Source organism: Ewingella sp. C233 (assembly GCF_055407225.1).
This window is the reverse complement of record NZ_JBUZRI010000007.1, coordinates 37,207-63,293: the sequence shown is the minus strand read 5'-3', so window position 1 is coordinate 63,293 and position 26,087 is coordinate 37,207. Positions and strand designations below refer to the sequence as shown.

Sequence of the window (26,087 nt, the reverse complement as noted above, 5' to 3'; positions counted from 1 at the left end):
GGGCTACTTGGCAAACCAAGTGTTCCAGGTGCGCTCAACGAAAGTGACGGCAGGAAGTTGCGCGATGCTTTCACCCAGGGTTTTAAACATTACGTCCGCATAGATCGGGGCAGGAGGTTGTTTAACAGAACAGACTCGTACACCTTTGAACACGCTTTTAGGCGCAGTGACCTTGATCGGGCTCTTGCCTAAAGGCGCGCTGCGCGTCGGCTCATTCAGCAGATCGCTTGGGCGAACCAGCACAATGTCAGACGGTAAATTGGGCAGCATTTGTTGCAGAACGCGCACCGTAGTCGGGTGCGGGTGGCCGATGGCAATGGCGTAACCGTTGCGCCGCGCCAGGGCAATTGCGCGCTCGAACTGACGGCGGATCTCGGCTTCGTTCTGCACATCGTCTAAAAAGACGTTGCGTTTAATCACCTGAACCCGCGTTCCGGCCGCGGCCTGCACGGATTTGGTATTGCCAATCGTCATGCTGTCGAGGAAAAACAGGTTATGCGCGTTCATCGCTTGCATCACATTTTCCATACCTGACAGACTGGAGGTCATCGCGCTGCCCATATGGTTGTTGATCCCGACGGCGTAGGGCACGCTGGCGATGGCTTTGTCGACAATGCGTTTGACTTCTTCACGGCTCATTGACGGCGTTAGGGTGTCTTTTTCCAGCGGCTGTTTACTCAGGGGAGCCATTGGAAGATGGATCAGAATTTCACGGCCCTGTTGGTGGGCTTTTTCCATCATCACGCGCGTATCCGGAGCATTAGGGAAAATCGCGATGGAGACAGCCTTCGGCATCTGCAACACCTGATTTTCGTTTTGCTGGCGGTAACCGAAATCATCAATAAGAATGGCTAACTTCGCAGCCTGTGCCTGGCAGGCAAACAGGGCTGTGCCACAAAGTGCGGCTAAAACGGACTTTTTATATCGCAATGCTATCTTCCCAACCACGGCTGTGGGTTAACGGCCTGGCCCTGACGACGAATTTCGAAATACAGCGATGGCTGGCCCTGACCGCCGCTGGTGCCCACGAGTGCAATGGCCTGACCAGATTTCACCTGGTCACCCACATTCACCAGTGCGCTTTGGTTGTAACCATACAGGCTCATATCGCCTTTGCCGTGTTCAATGACCACCACCAGACCGTAGCCTTGCAGCCAGTCGGCCAGCAGAACGCGGCCATCGGCAATGGCTTTCACTTCGCTGCCTTCACGGGCTGAAATGACGATGCCTTTCCAGCGTAGTTCCCCCTGCAACTGTTCGCCGAAGCGGTGCAGAACAGACCCGCGTACTGGCCACATATCCTGGCCTGCAGGTCGGCCGAGACCGCCGGTGCGGGATACCAGAGCCTGTTCGCCCTGCGTCGGTTTGTAGGTTGAGCCTTTTTTCTTCGCCTGCTGTTCTTTGGCGCGGACCGCGGCGGCCTCTTTCGCCTCTTTCTCCGCGCGGGCGCGGGCGGCGCGTTCGGCAGCGGCAATTTTGTCACGCAGACGAGTTTCGTTGGCGCGTAGCTCAGCCAGACTTTGCTCATCTTTTTGCAATGCGCTTTCCAGTGCGGTCAGGGTCTGTTTTCTGGCGGCACGGGCCTGCTCCAGCTTCTGTTGCTGAGTTTGCTGCTCGTTGAGCACGCTTTTCTGCTGAGTTTGTTTTGATTGCAGTGTGACACGCTGCGAAGCGAGATCGGTTCGCGTTTGCTTCAGTTCTTCGATGGATTTCTGACGCGCTTCGTTGAAATAACCGAAATAGGCCAGGATGCGTTCGCTGCGCTCGCTCTCTTCACCGCTGAGGAGCAGCTGCAAACCACTGTGCTGGCCGACGCGGAAAGCGGCATCGAGCTGTTTCGCCAGAATGGCTTCCTGACTTTTTTGCTGTTTTTGCAGTTTCTCTATTGAGGCATTCAGGCTGGAAATATCTTTACCGAGTGTCGATAAGGCCGACTGGGTATCACGTAATCCACGGCTGGCCGAGGCGATGATTTTTTCCTGTGCCTGCAGCTGTTGCTGCAAAGAGCCGCGTTGTTGCTTCTGCTGCTTAACGCTTTTCTCTTTTTCGGCAATGCTTTGCTGGAGGGTTTTAAGCTGATCTTTATTGTCATCAGCATGAGCAGCCAAAGAGGGAACGAGCAACGAGGCGCAGAGCAAAAGGGTCGACGCCGGGATCCCCGAAGTGGCCTTTTCTTTGGCAGAAAGGCGGTTTCTCATTGCGCTGAAAATAATGAATTTGCTCAAACTTTTTCCTGCTTGCCGACCGTGGATGATAGACAATCTGGCTGTCCTTCAGGTTATCGTAACACTAATCAACAGGCTGATGCACAAACAAAAAAGGCGTATCCGCTTGCGCAGATACGCCTCATCAACGCTGTTTATCGCTGGTTTATTTTACGATAAATAACGGTTTTCCGCTCATTTCCTGCGGGATATCCATCCCCATTAGCGAAAGCATTGTCGGCGCGATGTCAGAAAGTTTACCGCCTTCAACCGCCTGAGCATTGCCGCCGATGTAAATCAGCGGTACCGGCAGGCTGGTATGCGCGGTGTGCGCCTGACCGGTGGCCGGGTCACTCATCTGCTCGGCATTGCCGTGGTCGGCGGTGACCAGTAACTGGCCGCCCACCTGTTTAACGGCATCAACCACCTGACCGATGCACGCATCCAGAGTTTCAACGGCTTTCACTGCCGCATCATAAATACCGGTATGGCCGACCATATCGCCATTCGGGTAGTTACAGATGATGGTGTCATATTTACCGCTGGCAATGGCGCCCAGCAGTTTGTCGGTCAGCTCTGCGGAGCTCATTTCCGGTTGCAAATCGTAGGTCGCCACGTTCGGGGATTTAATCAGAATACGGTCTTCGCCGTTGAAAGGCTGCTCCATGCCGCCGTTAAAGAAGAAGGTGACGTGGGCATATTTTTCGGTTTCAGAAATACGCAGCTGGGTTTTATCATGCGCCATCAGCCACTCGCCCAGGGTGTTTTTCAAGGACGCTGGCGGGTAGGCACAGGCGGCATCGATGTCAGCAGCGTATTCAGTCAACATGACGAAATCGCCGAAGTTGATCACTTTTTCACGGGTAAAACCATCAAAATCCGGGTTGATGAACGCACGGGTGATTTCGCGCGCGCGGTCCGCACGGAAATTCATGAAGATCATGGCATCGCCATCTTCAATAGCGGCATCCGCTTCGCCCGCTTTACGTAGCACGGTCGGTTTAACGAACTCGTCATTTTCATCACGCGCATAGGCTGCTGACAACGCCGCTACGGCGTTGTCAGCAGTGAAAGCACCTTTGGCTTGAGTCATCAGATCATAGGCAAGCTGCACACGGTCCCAGCGGTTGTCACGATCCATGGCGTAGTAACGACCGATTATGGATGCAATGCGGCCAGTGCCAATTTGCGCGAATTTTTCACTGAAGCGTTTTAACGCCGCTTCGGCACTGCGCGGTGGCGTGTCACGGCCATCAAGGAAGGCGTGCAGGTAAATTGCTTTCGCGCCGCGACGATGAGCCATTTCGACCATCGCCATAATATGATCCTCATGGCTATGAACGCCGCCTGCAGAGAGCAGGCCCATAATATGCACCGCTTTACCGGCATTTACGGCACGGTCAACGGCAGCGGCCAATACAGGGTTTTCGAAGAAGTCACCTTCTTTTATCTCTTTGTCGAGACGAGTTAAATCCTGATAAACGATACGGCCTGCGCCCAGATTGACGTGACCGACTTCTGAGTTGCCCATCTGACCGTCTGGTAAACCGACATCCAGACCTGATGCTGCGATCAGTGTATGCGGGTAGGTATTCCACAGGTTGTCCATCACCGGGGTTTTTGCATTCAGAATGGCGTTGTCCTGCTGTTCTTCGCGATGGCCGTAGCCGTCCAGAATGACCAGTACCATGGGTTTTTTGTTGCTCGACATGTCAAATGACCTCGTTAAAAGAGTAAATGCGAAATAGGCCTGCTGGTTCCCGACAACCGCTTCTGGAGGGCAGCCAGCGTGACTATTCCCACTTTGAGCGGGGATTTTACCCCAGCGGGGAAACACAAATAGCCATGAGAGATCAAAGATGACGCAATGTTTGGATTAACTTTGGGTATAAATGCATGTTAGTTTTTCGAGATATGCCGCAGTTTGTGGCATTTGGAGATGCTTACTGGCTGTATTTGCCGCAGCGCGCAGGTATACTCTCAAGCCTTGAATTTTCCCCCAACAGACGGGAGTTGCTACACCCCATGCAAGATATTATGCCGTTCATTAGTGCGCATCCGGTTCTCAGCCTGGCGTGGGTTGCGTTGCTGATTGCAGTGATTGTGACCACCTTTAAAACACGTTTTTCTAAAGTAAAAGAGATCACCCGTGGTGAAGCGACCCGCCTGATCAACAAAGAAGACGCTGTAGTGGTTGACGTGCGTACGCGTGAAGAATTTCGTAAAGGTCATATCTCCACGTCTTTAAACGTGTTGAGTACTGACATTAAGAGCAATAACTTAGGCGAACTCACTAAGCATAAATCTCAGCCGGTGATCGTCGTTTGCGCCAATGGCACTTCTTCGCGTACCGCGGCAGAAGGCTTGATCAGCGCTGGCTTCGAGCGTGTCTATACACTGAAAGATGGTATCTCAGGCTGGAGCGGTGAAAACCTGCCTTTGGCGCGCGGTAAATAATTACCGGGCATTTAAGCAGCACCAAAACCTACATGATTAGAGGTGGCACCCGTGGCTAAAATTGAAATCTACACTAAGGCAACCTGCCCTTACTGCCATCGTGCGAAGGCTTTGCTCAATAGCAAAGGTGCCGCATTCGATGAGATTGCCATTGACGGCGATGCGGAAAAACGTGAAAAAATGATCGCGCGTAGCGGTCGTTCTACCGTACCTCAGATTTTTATCGACGGGCAGCACATTGGCGGCTGTGACGATTTACATGCACTTGATGCGCAAGGCGGGCTGGATCCGTTGCTGTAAGCGACATCCTGCTGCTGTGTATTTTCATTAAGTGTTTAAAAGGACTGTTAACTTAAGGGTACTACTCACATGTCAGAACAAAACAACACCGAGATGGCTTTCCAGATCCAGCGTATCTATACCAAAGATATTTCCTTCGAAGCGCCAAATGCGCCTCAGGTTTTCCAGCAAGACTGGCAGCCAGAAGTTAAACTTGATCTTGATACGGCTTCAAGCCAACTGGCTGATGACGTATATGAAGTGGTATTGCGCGTTACCGTAACTTCTTCACTGGGCGATGACACTGCGTTCCTGTGTGAAGTTCAGCAAGGCGGCATTTTCTCCATCTCTGGTATTGACGGGAATCAGCTGGCGCATTGCCTGGGTGCATACTGCCCGAACATCCTGTTCCCCTATGCCCGTGAGTGCATTACCAGCCTGGTATCGCGCGGTACTTTCCCGCAGCTCAACCTAGCACCTGTTAACTTTGACGCGCTGTTCATGAACTATTTGCAACAGCAAGCTGATGGCGAAGGTGCAGAACCACATCAGGATGCCTGATGAAAACCGTCAATGCTTCAATGACTGTGATCGGTGCCGGCTCGTACGGCACCGCTTTAGCAATAACCCTTGCCAGAAATGGCCACAACGTCGTGTTGTGGGGACATAACGCCGAAAATATCCGTACGTTACAGGCCGCCCGCTGCAATCAGACATTTTTGCCCGACGTTCCTTTCCCAGACAGCTTAGTGCTGGAAACTGATCTTTCTCTTGCTTTAGCAGCCAGCCGTAATGTACTGGTCGTCGTACCCAGTCATGTTTTCGGCGACGTATTGCGGCAGATAAAACCGCACCTACGTCCTGATGCCCGCATCGTATGGGCAACGAAAGGACTGGAAGCCGAAACCGGACGCCTGCTGCAGGATGTCGCCCGTGAAGCACTGGGCGAAAGTATCCCGCTTGCGGTCGTGTCAGGACCTACGTTTGCCAAAGAGCTCGCTGCCGGTATGCCAACGGCCATCGCACTGGCTTCTACCGACGCTGAGTTTGCTGAAGACCTTCAGCAACTGCTGCACTGTGGAAAAAGCTTCCGTGTCTACAGCAACCCCGATTTCATTGGTGTTCAGCTGGGTGGGGCGGTGAAAAACGTCATTGCTATCGGCGCTGGTATGTCCGATGGCATCGGGTTTGGTGCCAATGCCCGTACGGCACTTATTACCCGTGGTCTGGCGGAAATGAGTCGTCTCGGTTCTGCGTTGGGCGCTGATCCATCCACTTTTATGGGCATGGCGGGGCTGGGTGATTTGGTGTTAACCTGCACAGATAACCAATCCCGTAATCGTCGGTTTGGTATTATGCTCGGTCAGGGGATGGACGTTCAGGGTGCACAGGATAAGATTGGTCAGGTGGTCGAAGGCTACCGTAATACCAAAGAAGTCCGTGCGTTGGCGCAGCGTTATCACGTTGAAATGCCTATTACTGAGCAGATTTATCAGGTGCTGTATTGCCACAAAGATGCCCGCGAAGCGGCTATCAGTTTACTGGCCCGCGCGAGTAAAGACGAAACAAGCAGCCACTGAGTTCTAGCTGAGTCAGAGCCTCTCTATTGGCCATCCGGTAGAGCGGCTTTTTATTACCTTATCGCCTCATAAATTATCTATCCGTAAGGAACAGTGATGTCGTTAGAAGAGCTGGAACTGGTCTGGAAAAACATTAAATCAGAGGCGAGAGCGCTGGCTGAGTGTGAACCTATGCTGGCAAGCTTTTTTCATGCGACGTTGCTCAAGCATGAAAATCTCGACAGCGCGTTAAGCTACATTCTTGCCAACAAGCTCGGTAGCCCGATTATGCCCGCCATTGCTATCCGTGAAGTGGTTGAAGAAGCCTACCGGAACGACGCGCAGATGACGCTTTCCGCAGCGAGGGATATCCTGGCAGTGCATCAGCGTGATGCCGCCGTGGATAAGTATTCGACGCCGCTGCTCTATCTGAAAGGTTTTCATGCCTTGCAGGCTTACCGCATAGGTAACTGGTTGTGGAAGCAGGACCGTCAGGCTCTGGCTATCTATTTCCAGAATCAGATCTCTGTGACTTTTGGCGTTGATATTCACCCGGCAGCCCGCATTGGTTGTGGCATCATGCTCGACCACGCTACTGGGATTGTCATTGGTGAGACGGCAGTCGTAGAAAATGACGTATCGATTCTACAATCCGTCACGCTCGGCGGGACCGGTAAAACCTGTGGTGACCGTCACCCTAAAATCCGCGAAGGCGTAATGATTGGCGCTGGGGCGAAAATTCTCGGCAATATTGAAGTGGGCGTAGGCGCAAAAATTGGTGCAGGCTCAGTGGTCTTGCAATCAGTTCCGGCGCACACCACGGCCGCTGGCGTGCCAGCGCGTATCGTCGGGCGTCCGGAAAGCGAAAGACCATCCATGGATATGGATCAATACTTCAACGGTATTAGCCAGGGTTTTGAATTCGGCGATGGAATTTGAAACTGACAGTGGCATGTATTTGAAAGTGAAAGCACATGCCACTTCTTGATATTTAGCGGTACAAAGCGCTTCAGGCTTTGATCACTGCACCGGGATAACCCAACTGCCGCCAGGCTTCGTACACTACCACTGACACCGCGTTCGACAAATTCATGCTGCGGCTTTCCGGCTGCATAGGAATACGGATTTTTTGCGCGGGGGGCAGGTTGTCGAGGATCGTTGCTGGTAATCCGCGGGTCTCCGGGCCAAACAACAAAAAATCCCCTAACTGATAACTGACTGCGCTATGTGCCGGCGTGCCTTTGGTAGTTACGGCAAAGATACGTTGCGGGTTTTCACTGGTCAGAAATGCGTCGTAATTGGCGTGGTGCCGGATACGGGTGAATTCATGGTAATCAAGCCCGGCGCGACGCAGCTTCTTATCGTCCCAGCCAAAACCAAGCGGTTCAATCAAATGAAGCTGGAAGCCAGTATTGGCACACAAGCGGATAATGTTACCCGTGTTTGGTGGAATTTCCGGTTCAAATAGTACGATATTAAGCATGCGCCCCCCTGTAAGAGGGAGGCAGAATAGCAGAATCTCAGCGCTGATGCAGCGGCAGCCACATGATAAGACGCAGACCGCCCAGCGGGCTGTCTTCGGCTTTCACCCAGCCACGATGCTGCTGAACAGCGGTATCGACAATTGCCAACCCCAGACCGGTCCCGCCAGATTCCCGATCGCGCGCTTCATCTGTACGGTAGAAGGGACGGAATATCTGTTCCCGGTCGATTTCACTGACACCCGGACCGTCGTCATCCACCGTGATGGTGATGCCTTCGTTATCACAGGCAAAATTCAGCGCGATGTGCGTGTTGGAGTAGCGTAGGGCGTTACGAACGATGTTTTCCAGTGCGCTATCGAGTGCTGCCGGGTTACCGAACAGTTTCCACGGACCAGGAGGCGTTGGAACTTCCAGCGTTTTCCCCATCTGTTCGGCTTCGAACTGGGCATTATCGATAACATCTTCCCACAGCTCATTGGCCTTCAGCGTTTCACGCGCCAGCTCATTCTTATGCTGGCTTCGCGAAAGAACCAACAAGTCATTGATCATGCTGTCGAGGCGCTGAGCTTCCATTTCAATACGCTGCAATTCCTTGCCTTCACCATGGCGGCGACGCATCAGCGCGGTGGCCAGTTGCAGGCGCGTCAGCGGTGTTCTCAGTTCATGCGAGATATCGGATATCAGGCGTTGTTGTGCATTCACCATGCGTTCCAGTGCGCTGACCATCTGATTGAAGCTGGCACCGGTAGCAAGGAACTCCTGCGGCCCGGCTTCCAGCTCCGGATGCTGCTTGAGATTACCTCGTGCCACATCATCTGCGGCGTTTTTCAGTTTACGGGCCGGTTTTGCCAGACTCCAGGAGAGCCACAGCAGCAACGGTGAACTGATTAACATGGTGACAATCAGTAACAGCAATGGACGGTCAAACATCAGGTTAATGAAGTCTGACTGCGGGCTGCTGGCCGGTCGTAGCAGGTAGAGCTGGTAATTATCTTCCCCGTCATGCACAGAAAAAGGCCCGACCATTTCGACTCGGCCGTATTTTTTCTTTTTAGGGCGATCAGAGTTATCAGACTGGCCGATAAAATTACGGACAATCTGCATTTCATTACGCTGTGCGCCAATCACGCGGCCTTCACTGGTGACCAGCAGTAGACGCTGGCCCGGCGGTGCCCATTTGTCGATGGCGCGGAATAAGCGGCGCCACCACATCAGGTCGTTGGCCGGATCACCCGCCAGTTCTGCTTCCACGTGCTGCTCAATCATCAGTCCCTGCCGCTGTTCGTTGTCGAGCAGCGGTGTTAACTGACGTGAATCGAGCTTTGGCACCATTAAGACCAGCATCAATACTAAGGCAACAGTAAACCAGAAAATGGCAAAGATGCGGGCCGTCAGGCTGTTGATCATGTAGCGGACACCATCAGATACCCACGTCCACGCAGGGTTTTAAACCACGGGTGTCCATCCAGACGATCGGGCAGTTTGCGGCGCAGATTCGAAATATGCATATCGATTGCGCGGTCAAATGGGGTCAGACGTTTACCCAGAACTTCCTGGCTAAGATGCTCACGAGAGACCACCTGGCCTAAGTGCTTCGCCAGCAGATACAACAACGTAAATTCTGTGCCAGTAAGATCTAAAGCAACGCCCCCAAAGCTGGCCTCCTGACGGCCAGGATTGAGCTGAAGCCCGTCGACTTCCAGCGTCGGAGAGCCGTTACTCTCACCGGCTTGTTGCTGCTCGCTCCAGTTTGAGCGGCGTAGCATTGCGCGTATGCGCGCGACCAATTCACGATCGTTAAAAGGTTTTGCCAGATAGTCATCGGCACCCAGTTCAAGTCCCAGTACGCGATCGAGTTCGCTACCACGCGCGGTGAGCATGATCACCGGCGTTTGATGACGTTGGCGTAGTTCTTTAAGGGTTTCAATGCCGTTTTTCTTCGGCATCATGACATCGAGTAGCAGTAAATCGATGCTGTTATCCAGCTTTTCCAATGCCTGCTCACCATCGTAAGCAACCACTACGTTGAAGCCTTCCATTTCGAGCAATTCTTTCAAGAGTGAAGTCAGTTCACGGTCGTCATCAACCAACAAAATTTTATTCATTGTAATTACCTCTAGACGCAAAATACGTCATCAATTGCCGCTATTCCATGACTTTACGTACTTTTACAAGCACTGACGCTTGTTTGCAGCGGCAGGTTTAGACTGCTTTTCAATGATTCGCGATAAGCGATAAAGACTATAGGAGTTAGTGATGTCTAAGGTAGCTGCACTCGTTACGGCCTCGATGCTGACACTGAGTTCTGGTGTCGTTTTAGCGGACACCGCTAACATGATGCCAGCGGCCGCTTCAGCGCACGACACCAACATGCTGGACAAGCCTCAGGAACGCAACACCATGTTTGATGGCGTTAATCTCACTGAGCAACAACGCCAGCAGATGCGTGACCTGATGCATCAGGCGCGTAAAGATTTACCTCATATCAATGTCGACCAGATGGAAGCCATGCATAAGCTGGTGACCGCTGAAAACTTTGATCAGAAAGCTGTCAGGGCACAAGCCGAAGTTATGGCACAGGAGCAGGTGGACCGTCAGGTCGAAATGGCCCGCATCCGCAACCAAATGTTCAATCTCCTGAGCCCTGAACAGAAAAACGTATTAAACCAGAAACATCAGCAGCGCATGCAAGAAATGCAGCAGCAGATGACTGGCTTACAACCTACTTCTGCCCAGAAGCCAAGCAGTATGAGTACCCAGTAATATCCCTGTTTTTCCTTGCCATAGACACCATCCCTGTCTTCCCCACCGAAAGGTGGGGCTTTTTTTTGACTAATCAAGTCAGCAAATACAGGCGTGAATGTGCGGGAATAGCAGCACCTTCGATTTCCGTTCTATCCTATGACACTTATCTCGTATTATCAGTCAGATGAATCCCTGAACAATGCTATTCTTAGAATAGACGTTTCTGCTGACGCTGTTTTTCGTTGCCGAGAGTTAATCTTGCTTTCGCGATTGCGGTCTACATTTAACGCAGGTTTTGATTCAGATGATCTCGTTACCAGCAGGCAGAAAACCCCGGTATACCTGGGGGAAATATGTTGTAAAAACAGCGTGAATCATTAAATTGCCCAAGGGTTAGCAGAGTAAGCGTATTCTTGCTGACTTGAATCAATTCAGCCATGGTGTTTTGTTATACTATTAGCATCAAACGCCATTAGCCAACGAGTCGTAGTATTTTGGGTAGTGATATCCGGGCCAATAGGTATGCTCAAGAATTCTTAAGAAATTGCATCTACAAGTTCAGAGGTAGTCATGATTAAAAAAATCGGTGTACTGACAAGTGGTGGCGATGCGCCAGGCATGAATGCTGCCATTCGCGGTGTTGTACGCGCAGCATTATCAGCAGAGTTGGAAGTTTTCGGTATTGAAGATGGCTACCTTGGCATGTATGAAAACCGCATGAGGAAGCTGGACCGCTACAGCGTGTCGGATATGATTAACCGCGGCGGTACTTTCCTAGGTTCAGCACGTTTCCCTGAATTCCGTGATCCGGAAAAACGCAAAATCGCCCTGCAGAACATGAAAGAACGTGGCATTGATGGTCTGGTGGTTATCGGTGGTGACGGTTCTTATGCGGGTGCAGATCTGCTGACCAAAGAGGGCGGGATCCGCTGTATCGGTTTGCCTGGCACCATCGATAATGATGTGGCCGGTACTGACTACACCATCGGCTTTTTCACCGCACTGGGGACCGTAGTTGAAGCTATCGACCGTTTACGTGACACCTCCTCTTCACACCAACGTATCTCTATCGTTGAAGTGATGGGCCGTTATTGCGGTGATTTGACTCTGGCAGCAGCCATTGCCGGTGGTTGCGAGTTCATCGCGATCCCTGAAGTTGAATTCAAACGTGATGATCTGGTTGCTGAAATCAAAGCCGGTATCGCAAAAGGTAAAAAGCACGCCATCGTGGCCATCACGGAAAAACTGGATGATATCGATGAGCTGGCGAAATACATTGAGAAAGAAACGTGTCGCGAAACCCGTGGTACTGTTTTGGGCCACATCCAGCGTGGTGGTGCGCCAGTTGCTTATGACCGTATTCTAGCTTCCCGCATGGGTGCGTATGCCGTCGACCTGCTGTTAGAGAAAGACCGCGACTATTCACAGGGCGGTTTCTGCGTGGGCGTGCAAAACGAGAAAATGGTACATGAGTTAATCTCAGTCTGTATCTCGCCTGAGAATAAGAAAAGTAAATTCAAAGAAGATTGGTACGACACAGCGAAGAAACTGTTCTAACACAATTTTTCGTCCAATTCAGAGAGCCTCCGCCAGCGGGGGCTTTTTTATGCCTACAAATCCTTTATTCCTGAATGGAATAGCAGAACACCTTTTAATCTTTAATTGTTTTATTTTTCTCTGGCAGGCTCTCTCTCTCTGTTTCGGTAAATCCAATTCATTGAAACTATTTCTGGGAGAAAGTGCGATGCATAAATGGGGTGTAGGTCTGGCATTACTGCTGGTGGCGACGGGAGCTATTGCCAAAGATATTCAAATCCTGAACGTGTCATATGACCCGACGCGTGAATTTTATGAGCAATATAACAAGGCTTTCAGCAAATACTGGCAAGGTAAAACCGGCGACACCGTGACCGTTCGCCAGTCGCATGGTGGATCAGGTAAGCAGGCTACCTCAGTCATCAACGGCATTGAAGCGGATGTGGTGACACTGGCGCTGGCTTATGACGTTGATGCCATCGCCGAACGCGGCCGCATTGATAAGAACTGGATCAAACGTCTGCCGGATAACTCTGCGCCTTACACTTCAACCATCGTTTTCCTGGTGAAAAAGGGCAACCCGAAACAAATTCACGACTGGAACGACTTGATCAAACCGGGCGTGTCAATCATTACGCCGAACCCGAAAACCTCCGGTGGCGCACGGTGGAATTATCTGGCAGCGTGGGGCTATGCCCTGCATCACAACAATAATGACAAAGCCAAAGCACAGGACTTCGTTAAAGCATTGTACAAGAACGTTGAAGTGCTGGACTCCGGCGCACGCGGTGCAACCAATACCTTCGTTGAGCGCGGTATCGGTGATGTGTTGATTGCCTGGGAAAACGAAGCGCTGCTGGCGACCAAAGAAGTGGGCCAGAACAAATTTGAAATCGTAACGCCGAGTGAGTCTATCCTGGCGGAACCGACGGTTTCTGTGGTCGATAAAGTGGTGGATAAGCGCGGTACCCGTGATGTGGCGGATGCTTACCTGAAATATCTTTATTCGCCGGAAGGCCAGACCATCGCTGCCGAAAATTACTACCGTCCGCGTGATGCTGCCGTAGAGAAGAAATTTGCTGCAGAGTTCCCACAGCTGAAGCTATTCACGATTGAACAGGTTGCCGGTACATGGGCCGAGGCGCAGAAAGATCACTTCTCTACCGGTGGGATCTTTGACCAAATCAGTAAGCGCTAATGCCTGTCAAAATTGAAGCTGATTCTTTGTCGGCTTAGATTCAGCCAATAAAAAACCCGGCCCTGTGAAGAGGCCGGGTTTTTTATAGAGCGAGAAAAGCGAACTTACGCTTTTTTCGCTTCTGCTGCTGCTTTCACGATAACCGCGAAGGCGTCAGCTTTCAGGGATGCACCGCCAACCAGCGCGCCGTCGATATCTGGCTGAGCAAACAGCTCCGCTGCATTTTTATCGTTAACAGAACCGCCGTACTGAATGATCACTTGTTTAGCGATATCAGCATCTTGCTTAGCGATATGGTCACGAATGAATTTGTGAACGGCCTGAGCCTGAGCTGGGGTGGCAGATTTGCCGGTACCGATAGCCCAAACTGGCTCGTAGGCAACAACCACGCCTTCGAATGCTTTCGCGCCCAGGGTGTTCAGTACCGCGTCGAGTTGTTTAGCGCAAACAGCTTCAGTCTGACCCGCTTCGTTTTCTGCTTCGGTTTCGCCGATGCACAGAACAGGGATCAGACCTGCGGTTTTCAGCACGCCGAATTTCTTGGCAATCAGCTCATCACTTTCTTTGTGATAAGTGCGACGCTCTGAGTGACCGATGATGATGTATTTTGCACCGATGTCTTTAAGCATATCGGCAGAAATTTCACCGGTAAATGCGCCTGACAGGTTGACATCAACGTTCTGTGCGCCTAAGGCAATACGGCTGCCCGCCAGTGCGTGTTTAGCCTGTGACAGGTAAACTTCTGGTGGTGCGATAGCAACGCCACAACCTTCAACCGTGGTCAGTTCGGTGCGCAGTGCAGCAATCAGTTCGTTAACCATGTGGGTACTGCCATTCAGTTTCCAGTTACCCATCACTAATGGATGTCGCATGTTTTTTCCTCCAAAAGGGGACGCGAGTGTCGATTAAAATTTCTGCCAAACAAGCAGATTACCTGCCCAACAGTATAGAGATGATTAATGGTAAAGGCTTTGCTTTTTGTCATTAATTGCCGTCATGCGGGCCTTATGAAAGCGCGAGTTTTACCGGCTCGACGGCGAAGGTCAGCCCTTTTTCACCGTTATCAGAAATCACATAACGGATAGCGCCCAGCTGTTGCTGATAAAACTGCTGCCCTTTGCCTTTATCGATAAGCGAGACCACTTTTGCCACGCTCTGATCAACGGAAAGGCTGGCATCGAACTGGCGCATCAGATTCGCCATATAACTGATAGCCAGCGTGCGGGCCGCTTTCTGTTCCGGCCCCTGAATTGGCAAGTATGTAATTTGCAACGTTTTAATTTTGCCGGTGCCTTTTTCCAGCGCGGTCGATGCGTAGAGATTCTCGTTTATTTTGCTGGCCGCTCTGGTCAACATCTCATTGGGGGCGCTGTCGCTGATGGCACGGAATTCGTTGATCTGCTGCGTCGGATTCGCCGCATTGTATTTCTCGCGAAAATTCACCAGCGTCATTTCAAACGTCGGGGCACCGGCAAGTAAATAGGGAGCTTTCGGCATCTCTTCGACTGTCTGGTGGTCAGCCGGTTCTGCGGCGCGGGCTAAGTTCAGACCAGAAAGCATAACCAGCGCGGGCAGTGCCACACGTAAAAGGAATTTTGCGGTCATAACGTTGTTCTTGTGTTGAGACGATGGTCGATTAAAGCGGGGATTCGGGGTGAATGTCAAAAGGAGTAAGTAAACATTGCCGTCGTGCTGTCAGGCTGGGGTACACTTTGGCGCAGCTTTTTTCCCCCTCAACATGATATGTCTTTTGATGGAATTAACCCCCGATGACACTGCAACACGCCTTATTTTCGTTTAATGGCCGCATGGGCCGCCGTGATTTTTGGATCTGGATGGTCAGCTGGTTGGTATTGATGGTGGCCGCATTTACCTTTGCCGGTCGTCAGTGGATTGAGATCAAATCGGCGGCGTTCACCGTAGTGGTTTTACTCTGGCCAACGGCGGCCGTCATGGCGAAGCGCCTGCACGATCGCAACCGGTCTGCCTTGTGGGCATTTATGTTTATTCTGGCGTGGATGCTGGCGGCTGGTCATTGGGATATGATCCCGGCGCTGTGGCAATGGGTGGTTGGGCAGCTGATTCCGGTGATTCTTTTTGCGCTGCTGATTATCGATTGCGGCATATTCGCCGGTACGCCGGGCACAAATCGTTTTGGCCCGGAACCGGAAAACGTCAAACTGAAATAGTTTTTCCGTGCATTACCAGTAATGTTCGCTGGTCATATGGCCCGGTTTGCGTTTGAGATGCTTGCGCATCCCGCGGCTATCTTTGAGGATCTGCTGGGTGTCGCGCACCATCTGCGGGTTACCGCACAGCATGATATGGCTGTTTTCGGCATCCATTTTCAGCCCGACGGCGGCTTCGAGTGAGCCATTGTCAATCAGCGCAGGCACGCGGCCCGTCAGCGACCCTGGTGTTTTCTCGCGGCTGACGACGGTTTGAATATGCAGCTTTCCGTTGTAACGCTGTTGCAATTGCTGCATTAGCGGAAGATAGCTCAGATCCTGCGCGAAGCGCGCGGCATGGACAAGAACGATATTCTGGAATCTCTCCAGCCCAACGCCTTCCTGCAAAATCGACAAGTAAGGCCCGATGGCCGTGCCGGTCGCCAGCATCCACAGAGTGTCACACTCAGGCACTTCGTCGATAACGAAAAAGCCTGCGGCTTCTTTGGTTACCTGAATCTCGCTGCCCACCTGCATGGCATGCAGGCGAGGGCTGAGTTTGCCTTCCGGAACGGTCACCAGATAGAACTCCAGATTGGGATCGCTCGGTGCGTTGACATAGGAGTAAGCACGCTGCACGCGTTCTCCGTCAATCTCCATCGACAGTTTGGCGAACTGCCCGGCGCTGAATGCATCGACCGGAGCGTTCACCGTGATGCTGAACAAACTGTCGGTCCAGTTTTCAATTTTGGTGACTTTACCGTTAACCCAATCCGCCATAAAAAAATGCTCCCGTTGCAGGTCTGTGCCGGGTGCAGAAATCTGCGCCCGATTTACCCTGCTGATTTTATTTCACATTCTCTGAATCGATTATCGATTAAATGTTATCAGGCTGATCACCAGCGGTTAGATAGCCTCGTAGTCGTACAGTTATCTTTACGAAGATGGCATTAAAGCCCACCAGTGATGTAAAGGCTGTTTTCCGTCAGACCCTCGCTTATTCACCCCAGTTTGTTAATTTATGCGCCCGACGCCTTAATGCGCCAATACTGGCTAATTATGCTGATATCTGGCAATCCGATTGATTAATGAACTGAAAAATGAAAAAACTGGAAAATATTCACCTACTTGTGATGTTGGTTTTGCTGGTTGCGGTAGGGCAGATGGCACAAACAATCTATGTGCCAAATATCGCGGATATGGCGCAGAGTTTGTCGGTCAAACCGGGTGCCGTGCAGCGGGTGATGGCGGCTTATCTGATTGCGTATGGATCGTCGCAGCTGATTTATGGTCCGTTGTCTGACAAAGTTGGGCGCAAACCGGTGATCCTGACCGGCATGATGATTTTTCTGGTCGGTGCGGCAGGTGCCATGATGGCGCAAAGCCTGACGCTGTTAATCGTGGCAAGCGCCGTTCAGGGGATGGGCACCGGCGTTGCCGGTGTGATGGCCCGTACTATGCCGCGTGATTTATACAGCGGCGGCGCACTGCGTCAGGCGAACAGTTTGCTGAATATGGGGATTCTGGTCAGCCCGCTAATCGCTCCACTGATTGGCGGTGCCCTCGCTGCCTGGCTGGGCTGGCGGGCCAGTTTCGGTTTCCTGTTGCTGCTTTGCGCGGGCGTGGCTTTTTCTATGTACCGTTGGCTGCCAGAAACGCGCCCAGCGAGTCAGGAACCGCGCGGGATGCTGAGCAGCCTGCGCCTGCTGCTGGCGGACGGCAACTTCAGCCGCTATCTGGTCATGCTGGTCGGCGCATTGGCCGGTGTGGCAGTGTTTGAGGCCAGCTGTGGCGTACTCATGGGCGGTGTGCTGGGGCTGAATGCGATGACCGTCAGCATTTTGTTTATCCTGCCTATTCCTGCTGCTTTCTTTGGTGCCTGGTACGCCGGGCGTTCGGAAAAAAGCTTCCAGCAACTTATGTGGCACTCTGTATTCAGCTGCCTGCTGGCGGGCGTGCTGATGTGGATACCCGGCTGGCTGGGTGTGATGAACATCTGGACGCTGATCGTTCCTGCGTCGTTGTTCTTCTTTGGCGCAGGGATGTTATTCCCACTGGCGACGACCGGCGCAATGGAACCTTTCCCGTATCTGGCGGGCGCGGCCGGTGCGCTGGTCGGCGGCATGCAGAACGTCGGGTCGGGTCTGGTGGCGTGGATGTCAGCCATGCTGCCGCAAACCGGTCAGTTCAGTCTGGGCCTGCTGATGTTTGCCATGGCGATGCTGATATTGCTCTGCTGGTGGCCGATGGCGAACCGGCAGCAGGAGCAGGGGCATACGATTTAGCTTCAAGCTCAGCGCATAAAAAAAGCAGGGCCATAACGGCTCTGCTTTTTTGCTTTCTGCATCGTGGTCAGATGATAAATTCGTGCAGCGCAGCGTCTTTGCGATCGAGATAGTGCGTAGAGCGGATGCGGCGGATGGTGCGTGATTTACCGCGGATTAGCAGCGTCTCAGTGGTCGCCATATTGCCCTGACGGCTGATGCCCTCCAGCAAGTCGCCTTTGGTGATGCCGGTGGCGGAGAAAATCACGTTATCGTTGCGCGCCATATCATCGAGCTGCAAAACTTTCCCGGCTTCGATACCCATCGCTTTACAGCGCGTCAGCTCCTCTTCACCTATGCGGTGGTTCTCCGACGTGTCGCCTTTCACATGGTGACGGGCGAGCAGGCGGCCTTGCATATCGCCATCCAGCGCGCGGATCACCGCAGCGGAAATGACCCCTTCCGGCGCGCCACCAATACCGTACAGCACATCGACTTCGCTCTCCGGCATGCAGGTTAGAATGGTTGCCGCCACATCGCCATCAGGAAACGCAAACACCCGTACGCCAGATTGCAGCATTTCGCGGATGGCGTCGTCATGACGCGGTTTCGCCAGCACCGCCACCGTCAGTTCGCTCAGCGGTTTATTCAGCGCTTTAGCCACATTGGCAAGGTTTTCTGCCAGCGTCAGGTCAAGATTAATCGCGCCTTTGGCACCGGGACCCACGGCGATTTTTTCCATGTACATGTCTGGGGCATTAAGGAATGAACCTTTGTCGCCCACGGCTAATACGGCCAGGGCATTGGACTGGCCCATGGCGGTCATACGCGTGCCTTCAATCGGGTCTACCGCGATATCCACGGCATCACCGTTGCCGGTTCCAACCTTTTCGCCGATATACAGCATCGGCGCTTCATCAATTTCGCCTTCGCCAATCACGATCTGACCGTCAATATCGACCTTATTGAGCATAATGCGCATCGCTTGTACGGCGGCATTATCGGCGAGGTTTTTGTCGCCGCGACCCAGCCATTTATAACCGGCCAGTGCGGCAGCTTCGGTCACACGGGAAAACTCGATAGCTAATTCACGTTTCATGGATAAACCTGTTTGAAAAAAGAAGGGGGTGAGGCAAGTGCTCATCTCTGACGCTGATTTTAGCACAGGGGTTTGTGACCGGGCTCCCATAAAAAAACTCCCCATGAAGGGGAGTTTGCAATGTGGTGTTGGCTGCCAGATCCGGCCGTCAATATGAAGGACGGTTATTCGTCGTGATCTTCCCATGAACGTACGCGGGCAACGGCTTTCTGCCAGCCTTTGTATCGGACATTACGTTCGGTCGTTTCAATGCTTGGACGGAACTCACGCTCAATGGTCGCTTTGCTGCGTACTTCGTCGAGGTCATTCCAGAAACCGACGGCCAGACCCGCCAGGAAGGCTGAGCCCAGCGCTGTCACTTCCAGCACCGCAGGGCGTTCAACGCGGGTGCCGAGAATGTCTGACTGGAACTGCATCAGGAAGTTGTTGGCGACAGCGCCACCGTCAACGCGCAGCGATTGCAGGCGGGTGCCAGAGTCCGCCTGCATTGCATCCAGTACGTCGCGGGTCTGATAAGCGATAGACTCCAGCGTTGCACGGATGATGTGGTTGCTGTTGGCGCCACGGCTCAGGCCGAAGATGGCGCCACGGGCATACGGGTCCCAGTAAGGAGCACCCAGACCAGTGAAGGCTGGCACCACGTAAACGCCGTTGGTGTCTTTCACTTTGCTGGCGAAATATTCTGAGTCCGTTGCGTCGCTGATAAGCTTCAGCTCGTCACGCAGCCACTGAATAGACGCACCCCCGACGAATACAGCACCTTCCAGCGCGTAGTTCACTTCGCCACGCGGGCCGCAGGCGATCGTGGTCAGCAGACCATTTTTCGACGCCACCGCTTCGGTACCGGTGTTCATCAACAAGAAGCAGCCTGTGCCGTAGGTGTTTTTCGCCATACCCGGCTGAACGCACAGCTGGCCGTAGAGCGCCGCCTGCTGATCACCTGCAATACCGGCGATAGGAATACGCGTACCACCTTTACCACCAATGTTGGTCTGGCCGTAAATTTCAGAAGATGGACGCACTTCCGGCAGCATTTCACGCGGAATATCCAGCGCTTCCAGCATGCGCTCATCCCATTTCAGATCATGGATGTTGAACATCATGGTACGGGAGGCGTTGGTGTAGTCAGTAACGTGAACACGTCCCTGAGTCATTTTCCATACCAGCCAGGTATCTACGGTACCAAACAGCAGTTCGCCGCGTTTAGCGCGCTCACGGGAGCCTTCAACGTTATCGAGGATCCACTTCAGTTTGGTGCCGGAGAAGTACGGGTCAACCACCAGGCCGGTGGTGTGACGGATGTACTCTTCCATGCCGTCTTTCTTAAGCTTTTCACAGATCTCAGCAGTACGGCGGCATTGCCAGACGATGGCATTATAAATGGGCTTGCCTGACTCTTTTTCCCACACGATGGTGGTTTCACGCTGGTTGGTGATACCGATACCGGCAATCTGGTCTGAATTGATGTCGGCCTTCGCCAGCACTTCAACCAGAACCGAGCTTTGTGTAGCCCATATTTCCATCGGGTCGTGTTCGACCCAGCCGGATTTTGGATAAATCTGCGTAAATTCGCGCTGGGACACGGCAACGATATTCGCATCGTGATCCAGGACAACTGCGCGGGAACTGGTGGTACCTTGATCGAGCGCGACGATATATTTTTTTTCGTGAGTCGTATCTGCTGACATAATAATATTCCTACGAATTAGAGTGCTGTGAACAGGTTAGCCGATCAGGCTTTGCGTTGTTTTGCTGGCTGCTGGAGAGCTTCTTCTTCCGCCTCATGAATTTCGTAAGGCAGGTGGCGACCAATCAGCGCTTTGTAACCGAAGGCACCGAGCGACGCGCCAATCAGTGGGCCAAAGATCGGCACCAGGAAGTAAGGGATATCGCGCGCACCGGTGAAGGCAACTTTGCCCCAGCCTGCGAAGTAAGCGAACACCTTAGGACCGAAGTCACGCGCCGGGTTAAGGGCGAAGCCGGTCAGTGGACCCATTGACGCACCGATAACCGCGATCAGAATACCGATCAGCAGCGGAGCCAGCGGGCCGCGTGGAATGCCGTTACCGTCATCGGTCAGGCCGAGGATAAGGGCCATGAGAATCGCGGTGATCACGGTTTCTACCAGGAATGCCTGCAATACGCTGATGTGCGGGTTTGGATAGGTAGAGAAAATACCGGCCAGATCCAGACTTTCTACACTGCCGCGTACCATATTGTGACTTTGTTCGAAATCGAAGAACAGGTTGTAGTAAAGACCGTAAACCAGTGCGGCAGCGCAGAAGGCACCCGCTACCTGCGCGATGATGTAAGGCAGAACTTTGCGTCCTTCAAAGTTTGCAAACAGACAAAGCGCAACGGTAACAGCAGGATTGAGGTGAGCGCCGGAAATCGCTGCGGTCAGGTAAATAGCCATCGCCACACCAAAACCCCAGACGATACTGATTTCCCACTGGCCAAAGGATGCTCCGGCAAGTTTCAGGGCAGCAACACAGCCTGCGCCGAAAAAAATGATAAGCCCGGTACCCAGAAACTCAGCGATGCACTGACCTTTTAATGTGGAACTCATGGTTTGGCTCATAGTCGGATCCTATAAAGGATAATGTTAAGGGTAAGTTATAATTTTTCTTACTAGAAGTACGTGAACGTAATCGGAATAAGACGTTCATCATTAAATGAGAACGTAATGTGAATTTATCGTTAACGAGCATAAACGAGAAATAGCGAAATCAAATTTTGCGTGTTGTGTCATAAAAATGAGCGAATTCGAGTGTGCTGCGCATTCCACCCATCTTAAAAAGCGGTTCCCGCTCTCGTTTTGACCATGATTTCTGGCAACCCCTGTGAATTTGATTCACGTCGTGTCTGGTCGATGCTTCATGGAATCTGCCCACGCTATGCGACACGTTATGCGAAAGAACCTTACGGATCTCGCGACAACACGCGTTTTTTAAGTATTTACTGATAGTTTTGGCGATAAAATTGCAACAGACTGCGTGCAGGGCCGGTATGTTGCTAGACAGGGCAAGACTGGCTACATACAATCGTCTTTCAAGACAACAACGGATTTAACGACGTTTCCTGAAGGAAACATCAGCAAAATCTGCGTGGTGCGAGAATTTTTGAGCCGTATCCGGACGATGCGGCAGAACTTACAAGATGTGCGCCTTGCGAACATAAGAGGACCGAATAATGTCATTTGAAGTATTTGAGAAATTAGAAGCAAAAGTTCAGCAAGCAATTGATACCATTACTCTGTTGCAGATGGAAATCGAAGAACTGAAAGAGCAGAACACCACCCTGGCTCAGGAAGTTCAGCAGGCCAGCGGCAACCATGAGTCTCTGGTGCGCGAAAATGCTCAGCTGAAAGATGAACAACATGTGTGGCAGGATCGTCTGCGTGCACTTTTGGGTAAAATGGAAGAAGTCTGATTCCCGATTTTTCCCATTAAAAAAGGACGCCATGGCGTCCTTTTCTTATTGTGCGGCGTCAGCGGCAGGCTCTACTCAATATCGAGCGGGTCTTCTGAAAGAATAATCCCGGTGTTATCCGCGTACAGGTGGTCACCGGTAAAGAAGGTCACGCTGCCAAAATTCACGCGGATATCACTTTCGCCAATACCTTCACTGGCGGCGCCAGCAGGAATAGCAGCCATCGCCTGAATGCCGATATCAAGGTCCTGTAAGTCATCGACCTGACGGACAGCACCGTAGATCAGAATGCCTTCCCACTGGTTTTCCAGCGCCAGCGCAGCCAGATCGGCGTCAAGCAGTGCGCGACGAACCGAGCCGCCGCCGTCAACCACCAAAACCCGACCTAAACCATTCTGCTCGAGCAAATCATAGAGCAAGCCATTGTCTTCGAAGCACTTCACCGTGGTGATCTGCCCGCCAAATGAAGTACGTCCGCCAAAGTTGGAGAACAAGGGTTCAACGACATTCACTTCTTCGTGATAGATGTCGCATAGTTCGGAAGTATCGTATTTCATAGGATTTCATCTGGTTGCTGCATGAGTGTTCAGTATATCCCTTTCTGAAGGGTGTTGGCAAAATCATCAATTGTTAAATTTTGCTGGTACAGAAATGGTCACTTATCTGTTAATTGAGCAACAGACCTAACGCAAACAGCACGTTAGTCAGCAACGCCGCTTTCACCATTTTTTCCAGAAGGGGGCGAATGCCTTCAGGGTTTTGCTCGTGCATAACCTGAGAGACATGTTTTGCCAGTAACGGAATAGCCAGAACGAACAGCCATCCGGTCCAGCTGTGCAAGTGTTGTAAGGCAAACAGCGCCAAACAAATCACCGCCGCAGAGATAATCCCTGCGTGATAACGGCGGGCATTTTTCGGCCCCAGACGTACCGCCAGCGTATTCTTACCATTGGCACTGTCAGTTTCGATATCGCGCAGATTATTAATATTCAGTACTGCTGTCGCCAGTAAACCGGTCGCCGTAGCGGGCAGCATTACAATCCAGTCGAAATGTCCCGCCTGCAGATAGAACGTCCCGGCTACGCTTATCCAGCCGAAGAAAATCAGTACCGAAATGTCACCCAACCCCATGTATCCATACGGACGGGTACCTACGGTGTAGGTGATGGCTGCGCCAATCGACAGTAAGCCGAGGATCAGAAAACCCAATACATCGCTGGGTTTCTGGCAGGCAACGGCAATCAGGGCAATTCCTGAAATCACCGTCAGTGCCACTGTCAGCATAATGGCCTGTTTCATCTGAGGTGCCGTGATCAGCCCCTTCTGCATACCGCGCAACGGCCCGACCCGGTCCGGCGTGTCGCTGCCTTTTTCGGCATCGCCGTAATCATTGGCAAGATTGGACAGTATTTGCAGCAGACCTGCGGTCAGTAACGCCAGCAGGGCAATCAGCGGATGGAATACGCCTTGCAGACTGGCAATGGCGGATCCCATAACGATAGAAGCAAAGGCCAGAGGCAGCGTGCGTAAACGCAGACTTTCGAGCCAGGCTTTGGCGGGCGATGTGGTGGTGCAGGGAGTCATTATGCTCATATTATTTTTCGCTCAGTAATACAGGAGTCCCGTTTAAAAATAACAAAGGGAGGCATAACGCCTCCCAATGGATAACTTTCGGAACGTATGTGCGAATTATAAGATGAATCGGCTCAGATCTTCATCAGCTACCAGCTGATCAAGGTGGCTTCTAACATAATCTGCATCAATGTTTATGGAGATACCGTGACTTTCACTCGCGTCATAAGAGATATCTTCCATCAAACGCTCCAGAACCGTATGCAAACGGCGCGCACCGATGTTCTCGGTGGTTTCGTTAACCTGCCATGCAGCTTCGGCAATGCGGCGGATACCATCAGCGGTAAAATCAATGGTGACGCCTTCGGTTGCCATCAGCGCTTTGTACTGATGCGTCAGCGATGCACTTGGCTCGGTCAGGATGCGTTCGAAATCTTCAGTCGTGAGCGCCTGTAGCTCAACGCGGATCGGTAAACGGCCCTGTAATTCCGGAATTAAGTCGGACGGCTTGGCTGTCTGGAATGCGCCTGAAGCGATGAACAGAATGTGGTCAGTTTTCACCATGCCGTGTTTGGTCGACACAGTACAACCTTCCACCAACGGCAGCAGGTCGCGCTGGACGCCTTCACGTGAAACATCCGGGCCTGAGTTCTGACCGGCGCGTTTACAGATTTTGTCGATCTCATCGATGAACACGATACCGTGTTGCTCAACGGCTTCGATCGCCTGCTCTTTCAGCTCTTCCGGATTCACCAGCTTGGCCGCTTCTTCCTCAACCAGCAGTTTGTAAGCCTCTTTGATCGGCATCTTGCGCGGTTTTTGCTTCTGACCAGCCATGTTCTGGAACATGGATTGCAGCTGGTTGGTCATCTCTTCCATGCCCGGAGGGGACATGATTTCGACGCCCATAGGCGCGGCGGCAACATTGATTTCGATTTCTTTGTCGTCGAGCTGGCCTTCGCGCAGTTTCTTGCGGAAAGACTGACGTGCTGCAGAAGGTTCCTGCGCTTCGTCGGCCTGCCCCCAGTTATTTTTAGCAGGCGGGATCAGCACATCGAGAATACGTTCTTCGGCCAGTTCTTCGGCGCGGTTACGGTTCTTATCGATGGACTGCATGCGCACCATTTTCACAGCAGAGTCGGTCAGGTCGCGGATGATAGAATCCACTTCTTTACCGACATAACCCACTTCAGTGAATTTGGTGGCTTCCACTTTGATGAACGGCGCGTTAGCCAGTTTCGCCAGACGGCGAGCGATTTCGGTTTTACCGACACCGGTCGGGCCGATCATCAGAATATTTTTTGGTGTAACTTCATGGCGCAGCGCTTCGTCGAGCTGCATGCGGCGCCAGCGGTTGCGCAGTGCGATGGCAACGGCGCGCTTTGCTTTGTCCTGTCCAATGATGTAGCTGTCTAATTCGCTGACTATCTCGCGCGGGGTCATTTCCGACATAGTTTTCGATCCTTACGCTTTAGAAGACAATTCTTCGATGGTGTGGAATTGGTTGGTGTAAATACAGATGTCACCGGCAATGCTCAGCGATTTCTCAACGATATCGCGGGCGCTCAGTTCTGTATTTTCCAGTAACGCGCGGGCAGAGGCCTGAGCGTAAGGGCCACCGGAACCGATGGCGATCAGGTCGTTTTCCGGCTGGATAACGTCACCGTTACCGCTGATGATCAGCGATGCATTTTCATCGGCAACGGCCAGCAGCGCTTCAAGACGGCGCAGCATGCGGTCGGTGCGCCAGTCTTTCGCCAGTTCCACCGCGGCTTTCACCAGATGGCCCTGATGCATTTCCAGCTTGCGTTCGAACAGCTCGAACAGCGTAAAGGCGTCTGCAGTACCGCCAGCAAAACCGGCGATCACTTTGTCATGATACAGGCGACGTACTTTCTTCACGTTGCCCTTCATCACCGTATTACCCAATGTGGCCTGGCCATCACCACCGATAACGACCTGGCCGTTGCGGCGTACACTTACAATTGTTGTCACGAGCAGTTCCTCGTTGCAGACGGAAAAGATCCCCGCGCTCTTGTGTTACACACTGCGTGTCACACAAGAGTACGAGGCATATTGAAGTAATAGAT

27 protein-coding genes are annotated in these 26,087 nt (G+C 52.2%); 11 read left to right on the top strand and 16 right to left on the bottom strand.

What is annotated here, in order from left to right; genetic code table 11:
- Positions 1–3: 3 nt before the first annotated feature.
- From ACZRKO_RS21225 to gpmM, 3 genes are all read right to left on the bottom strand, one after another.
- Positions 4–930, bottom strand: coding sequence for a divergent polysaccharide deacetylase family protein (locus ACZRKO_RS21225; RefSeq protein ID WP_463739224.1), 927 nt, complete (start codon positions 928–930; stop codon positions 4–6).
- Between the two features lie 2 nt (positions 931–932).
- Complete coding sequence (envC, locus tag ACZRKO_RS21220; protein WP_463739280.1) at positions 933–2,198, bottom strand: murein hydrolase activator EnvC; 1,266 nt, start codon at positions 2,196–2,198, stop codon at positions 933–935.
- 172 nt (positions 2,199–2,370) lie between these two features.
- The gene (gpmM, locus tag ACZRKO_RS21215; protein ID WP_463739223.1) at positions 2,371–3,915 is read right to left on the bottom strand and encodes a 2,3-bisphosphoglycerate-independent phosphoglycerate mutase; all 1,545 of its coding nucleotides are present in this window, start codon (positions 3,913–3,915) and stop codon (positions 2,371–2,373) included.
- A 314-nt stretch (positions 3,916–4,229) separates the two neighbouring features.
- On the opposite strand from gpmM, the gene ACZRKO_RS21210 reads away from it, so the two are divergent.
- From ACZRKO_RS21210 to cysE, 5 genes are all read left to right on the top strand, one after another.
- Positions 4,230–4,661, top strand: a complete 432-nt coding sequence (locus tag ACZRKO_RS21210) for a rhodanese-like domain-containing protein (protein WP_463739222.1) — start codon at positions 4,230–4,232, stop codon at positions 4,659–4,661.
- A gap of 51 nt (positions 4,662–4,712) precedes the next feature.
- The gene (gene grxC, locus ACZRKO_RS21205) at positions 4,713–4,961 is read left to right on the top strand and encodes a glutaredoxin 3 (protein ID WP_463739221.1); all 249 of its coding nucleotides are present in this window, start codon (positions 4,713–4,715) and stop codon (positions 4,959–4,961) included.
- Between the two features lie 69 nt (positions 4,962–5,030).
- Positions 5,031–5,501 carry a protein-export chaperone SecB gene (gene secB / locus ACZRKO_RS21200; RefSeq protein WP_463739220.1) on the top strand — a complete coding sequence of 157 codons (471 nt, stop codon included), beginning with the start codon at positions 5,031–5,033 and terminating at the stop codon, positions 5,499–5,501.
- Positions 5,501–6,520, top strand: coding sequence for an NAD(P)H-dependent glycerol-3-phosphate dehydrogenase (gene gpsA, locus ACZRKO_RS21195; protein WP_463739219.1), 1,020 nt, complete (start codon positions 5,501–5,503; stop codon positions 6,518–6,520). The genes secB and gpsA overlap by 1 nt, the downstream gene beginning before the upstream one ends.
- Positions 6,521–6,616: 96 nt before the next feature.
- Complete coding sequence (cysE, locus tag ACZRKO_RS21190) at positions 6,617–7,438, top strand: serine O-acetyltransferase (RefSeq protein WP_463739218.1); 822 nt, start codon at positions 6,617–6,619, stop codon at positions 7,436–7,438.
- Between the two features lie 70 nt (positions 7,439–7,508).
- Here cysE and trmL read toward each other — a convergent pair whose 3' ends face one another.
- From trmL to cpxR, 3 genes are read right to left on the bottom strand one after another with little or no spacing between them, the layout of a single operon-like run.
- Entirely contained in the window at positions 7,509–7,982 is a 474-nt protein-coding gene (trmL, locus tag ACZRKO_RS21185; RefSeq protein WP_463739217.1) for a tRNA (uridine(34)/cytosine(34)/5-carboxymethylaminomethyluridine(34)-2'-O)-methyltransferase TrmL, read from the bottom strand.
- 37 nt (positions 7,983–8,019) lie between these two features.
- The gene (gene cpxA / locus ACZRKO_RS21180) at positions 8,020–9,390 is read right to left on the bottom strand and encodes an envelope stress sensor histidine kinase CpxA (RefSeq protein WP_463739216.1); all 1,371 of its coding nucleotides are present in this window, start codon (positions 9,388–9,390) and stop codon (positions 8,020–8,022) included.
- The gene (gene cpxR, locus ACZRKO_RS21175; RefSeq protein ID WP_463739215.1) at positions 9,387–10,088 is read right to left on the bottom strand and encodes an envelope stress response regulator transcription factor CpxR; all 702 of its coding nucleotides are present in this window, start codon (positions 10,086–10,088) and stop codon (positions 9,387–9,389) included. Before cpxR ends, cpxA begins: the two co-directional genes overlap by 4 nt.
- A 151-nt stretch (positions 10,089–10,239) precedes the next feature.
- On the opposite strand from cpxR, the gene cpxP reads away from it, so the two are divergent.
- The 3 genes from cpxP (at position 10,240) to ACZRKO_RS21160 (ending at position 13,462) form a co-directional block, all read left to right on the top strand.
- A complete protein-coding gene (cpxP, locus tag ACZRKO_RS21170; protein ID WP_463739214.1) occupies positions 10,240–10,746 on the top strand; it encodes a cell-envelope stress modulator CpxP in 507 nt (168 codons plus the stop codon).
- Positions 10,747–11,298: 552 nt separating this feature from the next.
- On the top strand, positions 11,299–12,285 hold the full coding sequence (pfkA, locus tag ACZRKO_RS21165; protein ID WP_463739213.1) for a 6-phosphofructokinase: 987 nt from the start codon (positions 11,299–11,301) through the stop codon (positions 12,283–12,285).
- Positions 12,286–12,472: 187 nt separating this feature from the next.
- Positions 12,473–13,462, top strand: coding sequence for a sulfate ABC transporter substrate-binding protein (locus ACZRKO_RS21160; RefSeq protein ID WP_463739212.1), 990 nt, complete (start codon positions 12,473–12,475; stop codon positions 13,460–13,462).
- Between the two features lie 104 nt (positions 13,463–13,566).
- On the opposite strand, the gene tpiA is transcribed toward ACZRKO_RS21160, so the two are convergent.
- Together tpiA and ACZRKO_RS21150 are read right to left on the bottom strand one after the other, a co-directional pair.
- Complete coding sequence (gene tpiA / locus ACZRKO_RS21155) at positions 13,567–14,334, bottom strand: triose-phosphate isomerase (protein WP_463739211.1); 768 nt, start codon at positions 14,332–14,334, stop codon at positions 13,567–13,569.
- A gap of 133 nt (positions 14,335–14,467) precedes the next feature.
- Entirely contained in the window at positions 14,468–15,022 is a 555-nt protein-coding gene (locus ACZRKO_RS21150; RefSeq protein ID WP_463739279.1) for a DUF1454 family protein, read from the bottom strand.
- Between the two features lie 209 nt (positions 15,023–15,231).
- On the opposite strand from ACZRKO_RS21150, the gene ACZRKO_RS21145 reads away from it, so the two are divergent.
- Entirely contained in the window at positions 15,232–15,651 is a 420-nt protein-coding gene (locus ACZRKO_RS21145) for a DUF805 domain-containing protein (protein WP_463739210.1), read from the top strand.
- Between the two features lie 12 nt (positions 15,652–15,663).
- Here ACZRKO_RS21145 and fpr read toward each other — a convergent pair whose 3' ends face one another.
- The gene (fpr, locus tag ACZRKO_RS21140; protein ID WP_463739209.1) at positions 15,664–16,410 is read right to left on the bottom strand and encodes a ferredoxin--NADP(+) reductase; all 747 of its coding nucleotides are present in this window, start codon (positions 16,408–16,410) and stop codon (positions 15,664–15,666) included.
- Between the two features lie 320 nt (positions 16,411–16,730).
- On the opposite strand from fpr, the gene emrD reads away from it, so the two are divergent.
- Positions 16,731–17,915, top strand: coding sequence for a multidrug efflux MFS transporter EmrD (gene emrD / locus ACZRKO_RS21135; RefSeq protein ID WP_463739208.1), 1,185 nt, complete (start codon positions 16,731–16,733; stop codon positions 17,913–17,915).
- 67 nt (positions 17,916–17,982) lie between these two features.
- On the opposite strand, the gene glpX is transcribed toward emrD, so the two are convergent.
- The 3 genes from glpX to ACZRKO_RS21120 all read right to left on the bottom strand — a co-directional run bounded on the left by glpX (position 17,983) and on the right by ACZRKO_RS21120 (position 21,574).
- Positions 17,983–18,993: a class II fructose-bisphosphatase gene (gene glpX / locus ACZRKO_RS21130; protein ID WP_463739207.1), complete on the bottom strand. Its 1,011-nt coding sequence runs from the start codon at positions 18,991–18,993 to the stop codon at positions 17,983–17,985.
- A 164-nt stretch (positions 18,994–19,157) separates the two neighbouring features.
- On the bottom strand, positions 19,158–20,681 hold the full coding sequence (gene glpK / locus ACZRKO_RS21125) for a glycerol kinase GlpK (RefSeq protein WP_463739206.1): 1,524 nt from the start codon (positions 20,679–20,681) through the stop codon (positions 19,158–19,160).
- A gap of 44 nt (positions 20,682–20,725) precedes the next feature.
- Complete coding sequence (locus ACZRKO_RS21120) at positions 20,726–21,574, bottom strand: MIP/aquaporin family protein (RefSeq protein WP_463739205.1); 849 nt, start codon at positions 21,572–21,574, stop codon at positions 20,726–20,728.
- 611 nt (positions 21,575–22,185) lie between these two features.
- Here ACZRKO_RS21120 and zapB point away from each other — a divergent pair.
- Positions 22,186–22,425: a cell division protein ZapB gene (gene zapB, locus ACZRKO_RS21115; protein ID WP_463739204.1), complete on the top strand. Its 240-nt coding sequence runs from the start codon at positions 22,186–22,188 to the stop codon at positions 22,423–22,425.
- A 71-nt stretch (positions 22,426–22,496) separates the two neighbouring features.
- Here zapB and rraA read toward each other — a convergent pair whose 3' ends face one another.
- The 4 genes from rraA to hslV form a co-directional block, all read right to left on the bottom strand.
- The gene (gene rraA / locus ACZRKO_RS21110) at positions 22,497–22,982 is read right to left on the bottom strand and encodes a ribonuclease E activity regulator RraA (protein ID WP_463739203.1); all 486 of its coding nucleotides are present in this window, start codon (positions 22,980–22,982) and stop codon (positions 22,497–22,499) included.
- Between the two features lie 109 nt (positions 22,983–23,091).
- Positions 23,092–24,009: a 1,4-dihydroxy-2-naphthoate polyprenyltransferase gene (locus ACZRKO_RS21105; RefSeq protein ID WP_463739278.1), complete on the bottom strand. Its 918-nt coding sequence runs from the start codon at positions 24,007–24,009 to the stop codon at positions 23,092–23,094.
- Between the two features lie 105 nt (positions 24,010–24,114).
- Positions 24,115–25,449 carry an HslU--HslV peptidase ATPase subunit gene (gene hslU / locus ACZRKO_RS21100; RefSeq protein ID WP_463739202.1) on the bottom strand — a complete coding sequence of 445 codons (1,335 nt, stop codon included), beginning with the start codon at positions 25,447–25,449 and terminating at the stop codon, positions 24,115–24,117.
- A 12-nt stretch (positions 25,450–25,461) separates the two neighbouring features.
- On the bottom strand, positions 25,462–25,992 hold the full coding sequence (gene hslV / locus ACZRKO_RS21095) for an ATP-dependent protease subunit HslV (RefSeq protein WP_463739201.1): 531 nt from the start codon (positions 25,990–25,992) through the stop codon (positions 25,462–25,464).
- Positions 25,993–26,087: the final 95 nt, after the last annotated feature.

What these genes read in the sequence shown, in the direction of transcription:
- cpxP (WP_463739214.1), top strand. Translation starts at nt 10,240, where the DNA reads ATGTCTAAGGTAGCTGCACTCGTTACGGCCTCGATGCTGACACTGAGT.
- ACZRKO_RS21105 (WP_463739278.1), bottom strand. Translation starts at nt 24,009, where the DNA reads ATGACTCCCTGCACCACCACATCGCCCGCCAAAGCCTGGCTCGAAAGT.
- emrD (WP_463739208.1), top strand. Translation starts at nt 16,731, where the DNA reads ATGAAAAAACTGGAAAATATTCACCTACTTGTGATGTTGGTTTTGCTG.
- zapB (WP_463739204.1), top strand. Translation starts at nt 22,186, where the DNA reads ATGTCATTTGAAGTATTTGAGAAATTAGAAGCAAAAGTTCAGCAAGCA.
- glpX (WP_463739207.1), bottom strand. Translation starts at nt 18,993, where the DNA reads ATGAAACGTGAATTAGCTATCGAGTTTTCCCGTGTGACCGAAGCTGCC.
- cpxR (WP_463739215.1), bottom strand. Translation starts at nt 10,088, where the DNA reads ATGAATAAAATTTTGTTGGTTGATGACGACCGTGAACTGACTTCACTC.
- gpmM (WP_463739223.1), bottom strand. Translation starts at nt 3,915, where the DNA reads ATGTCGAGCAACAAAAAACCCATGGTACTGGTCATTCTGGACGGCTAC.
- ACZRKO_RS21210 (WP_463739222.1), top strand. Translation starts at nt 4,230, where the DNA reads ATGCAAGATATTATGCCGTTCATTAGTGCGCATCCGGTTCTCAGCCTG.
- ACZRKO_RS21150 (WP_463739279.1), bottom strand. Translation starts at nt 15,022, where the DNA reads ATGCTTTCTGGTCTGAACTTAGCCCGCGCCGCAGAACCGGCTGACCAC.
- rraA (WP_463739203.1), bottom strand. Translation starts at nt 22,982, where the DNA reads ATGAAATACGATACTTCCGAACTATGCGACATCTATCACGAAGAAGTG.
- cysE (WP_463739218.1), top strand. Translation starts at nt 6,617, where the DNA reads ATGTCGTTAGAAGAGCTGGAACTGGTCTGGAAAAACATTAAATCAGAG.
- envC (WP_463739280.1), bottom strand. Translation starts at nt 2,198, where the DNA reads ATGAGAAACCGCCTTTCTGCCAAAGAAAAGGCCACTTCGGGGATCCCG.
- ACZRKO_RS21145 (WP_463739210.1), top strand. Translation starts at nt 15,232, where the DNA reads ATGACACTGCAACACGCCTTATTTTCGTTTAATGGCCGCATGGGCCGC.
- ACZRKO_RS21160 (WP_463739212.1), top strand. Translation starts at nt 12,473, where the DNA reads ATGCATAAATGGGGTGTAGGTCTGGCATTACTGCTGGTGGCGACGGGA.
- hslU (WP_463739202.1), bottom strand. Translation starts at nt 25,449, where the DNA reads ATGTCGGAAATGACCCCGCGCGAGATAGTCAGCGAATTAGACAGCTAC.
- pfkA (WP_463739213.1), top strand. Translation starts at nt 11,299, where the DNA reads ATGATTAAAAAAATCGGTGTACTGACAAGTGGTGGCGATGCGCCAGGC.
- gpsA (WP_463739219.1), top strand. Translation starts at nt 5,501, where the DNA reads ATGAAAACCGTCAATGCTTCAATGACTGTGATCGGTGCCGGCTCGTAC.
- trmL (WP_463739217.1), bottom strand. Translation starts at nt 7,982, where the DNA reads ATGCTTAATATCGTACTATTTGAACCGGAAATTCCACCAAACACGGGT.
- secB (WP_463739220.1), top strand. Translation starts at nt 5,031, where the DNA reads ATGTCAGAACAAAACAACACCGAGATGGCTTTCCAGATCCAGCGTATC.
- glpK (WP_463739206.1), bottom strand. Translation starts at nt 20,681, where the DNA reads ATGTCAGCAGATACGACTCACGAAAAAAAATATATCGTCGCGCTCGAT.
- fpr (WP_463739209.1), bottom strand. Translation starts at nt 16,410, where the DNA reads ATGGCGGATTGGGTTAACGGTAAAGTCACCAAAATTGAAAACTGGACC.
- ACZRKO_RS21120 (WP_463739205.1), bottom strand. Translation starts at nt 21,574, where the DNA reads ATGAGCCAAACCATGAGTTCCACATTAAAAGGTCAGTGCATCGCTGAG.
- tpiA (WP_463739211.1), bottom strand. Translation starts at nt 14,334, where the DNA reads ATGCGACATCCATTAGTGATGGGTAACTGGAAACTGAATGGCAGTACC.
- cpxA (WP_463739216.1), bottom strand. Translation starts at nt 9,390, where the DNA reads ATGATCAACAGCCTGACGGCCCGCATCTTTGCCATTTTCTGGTTTACT.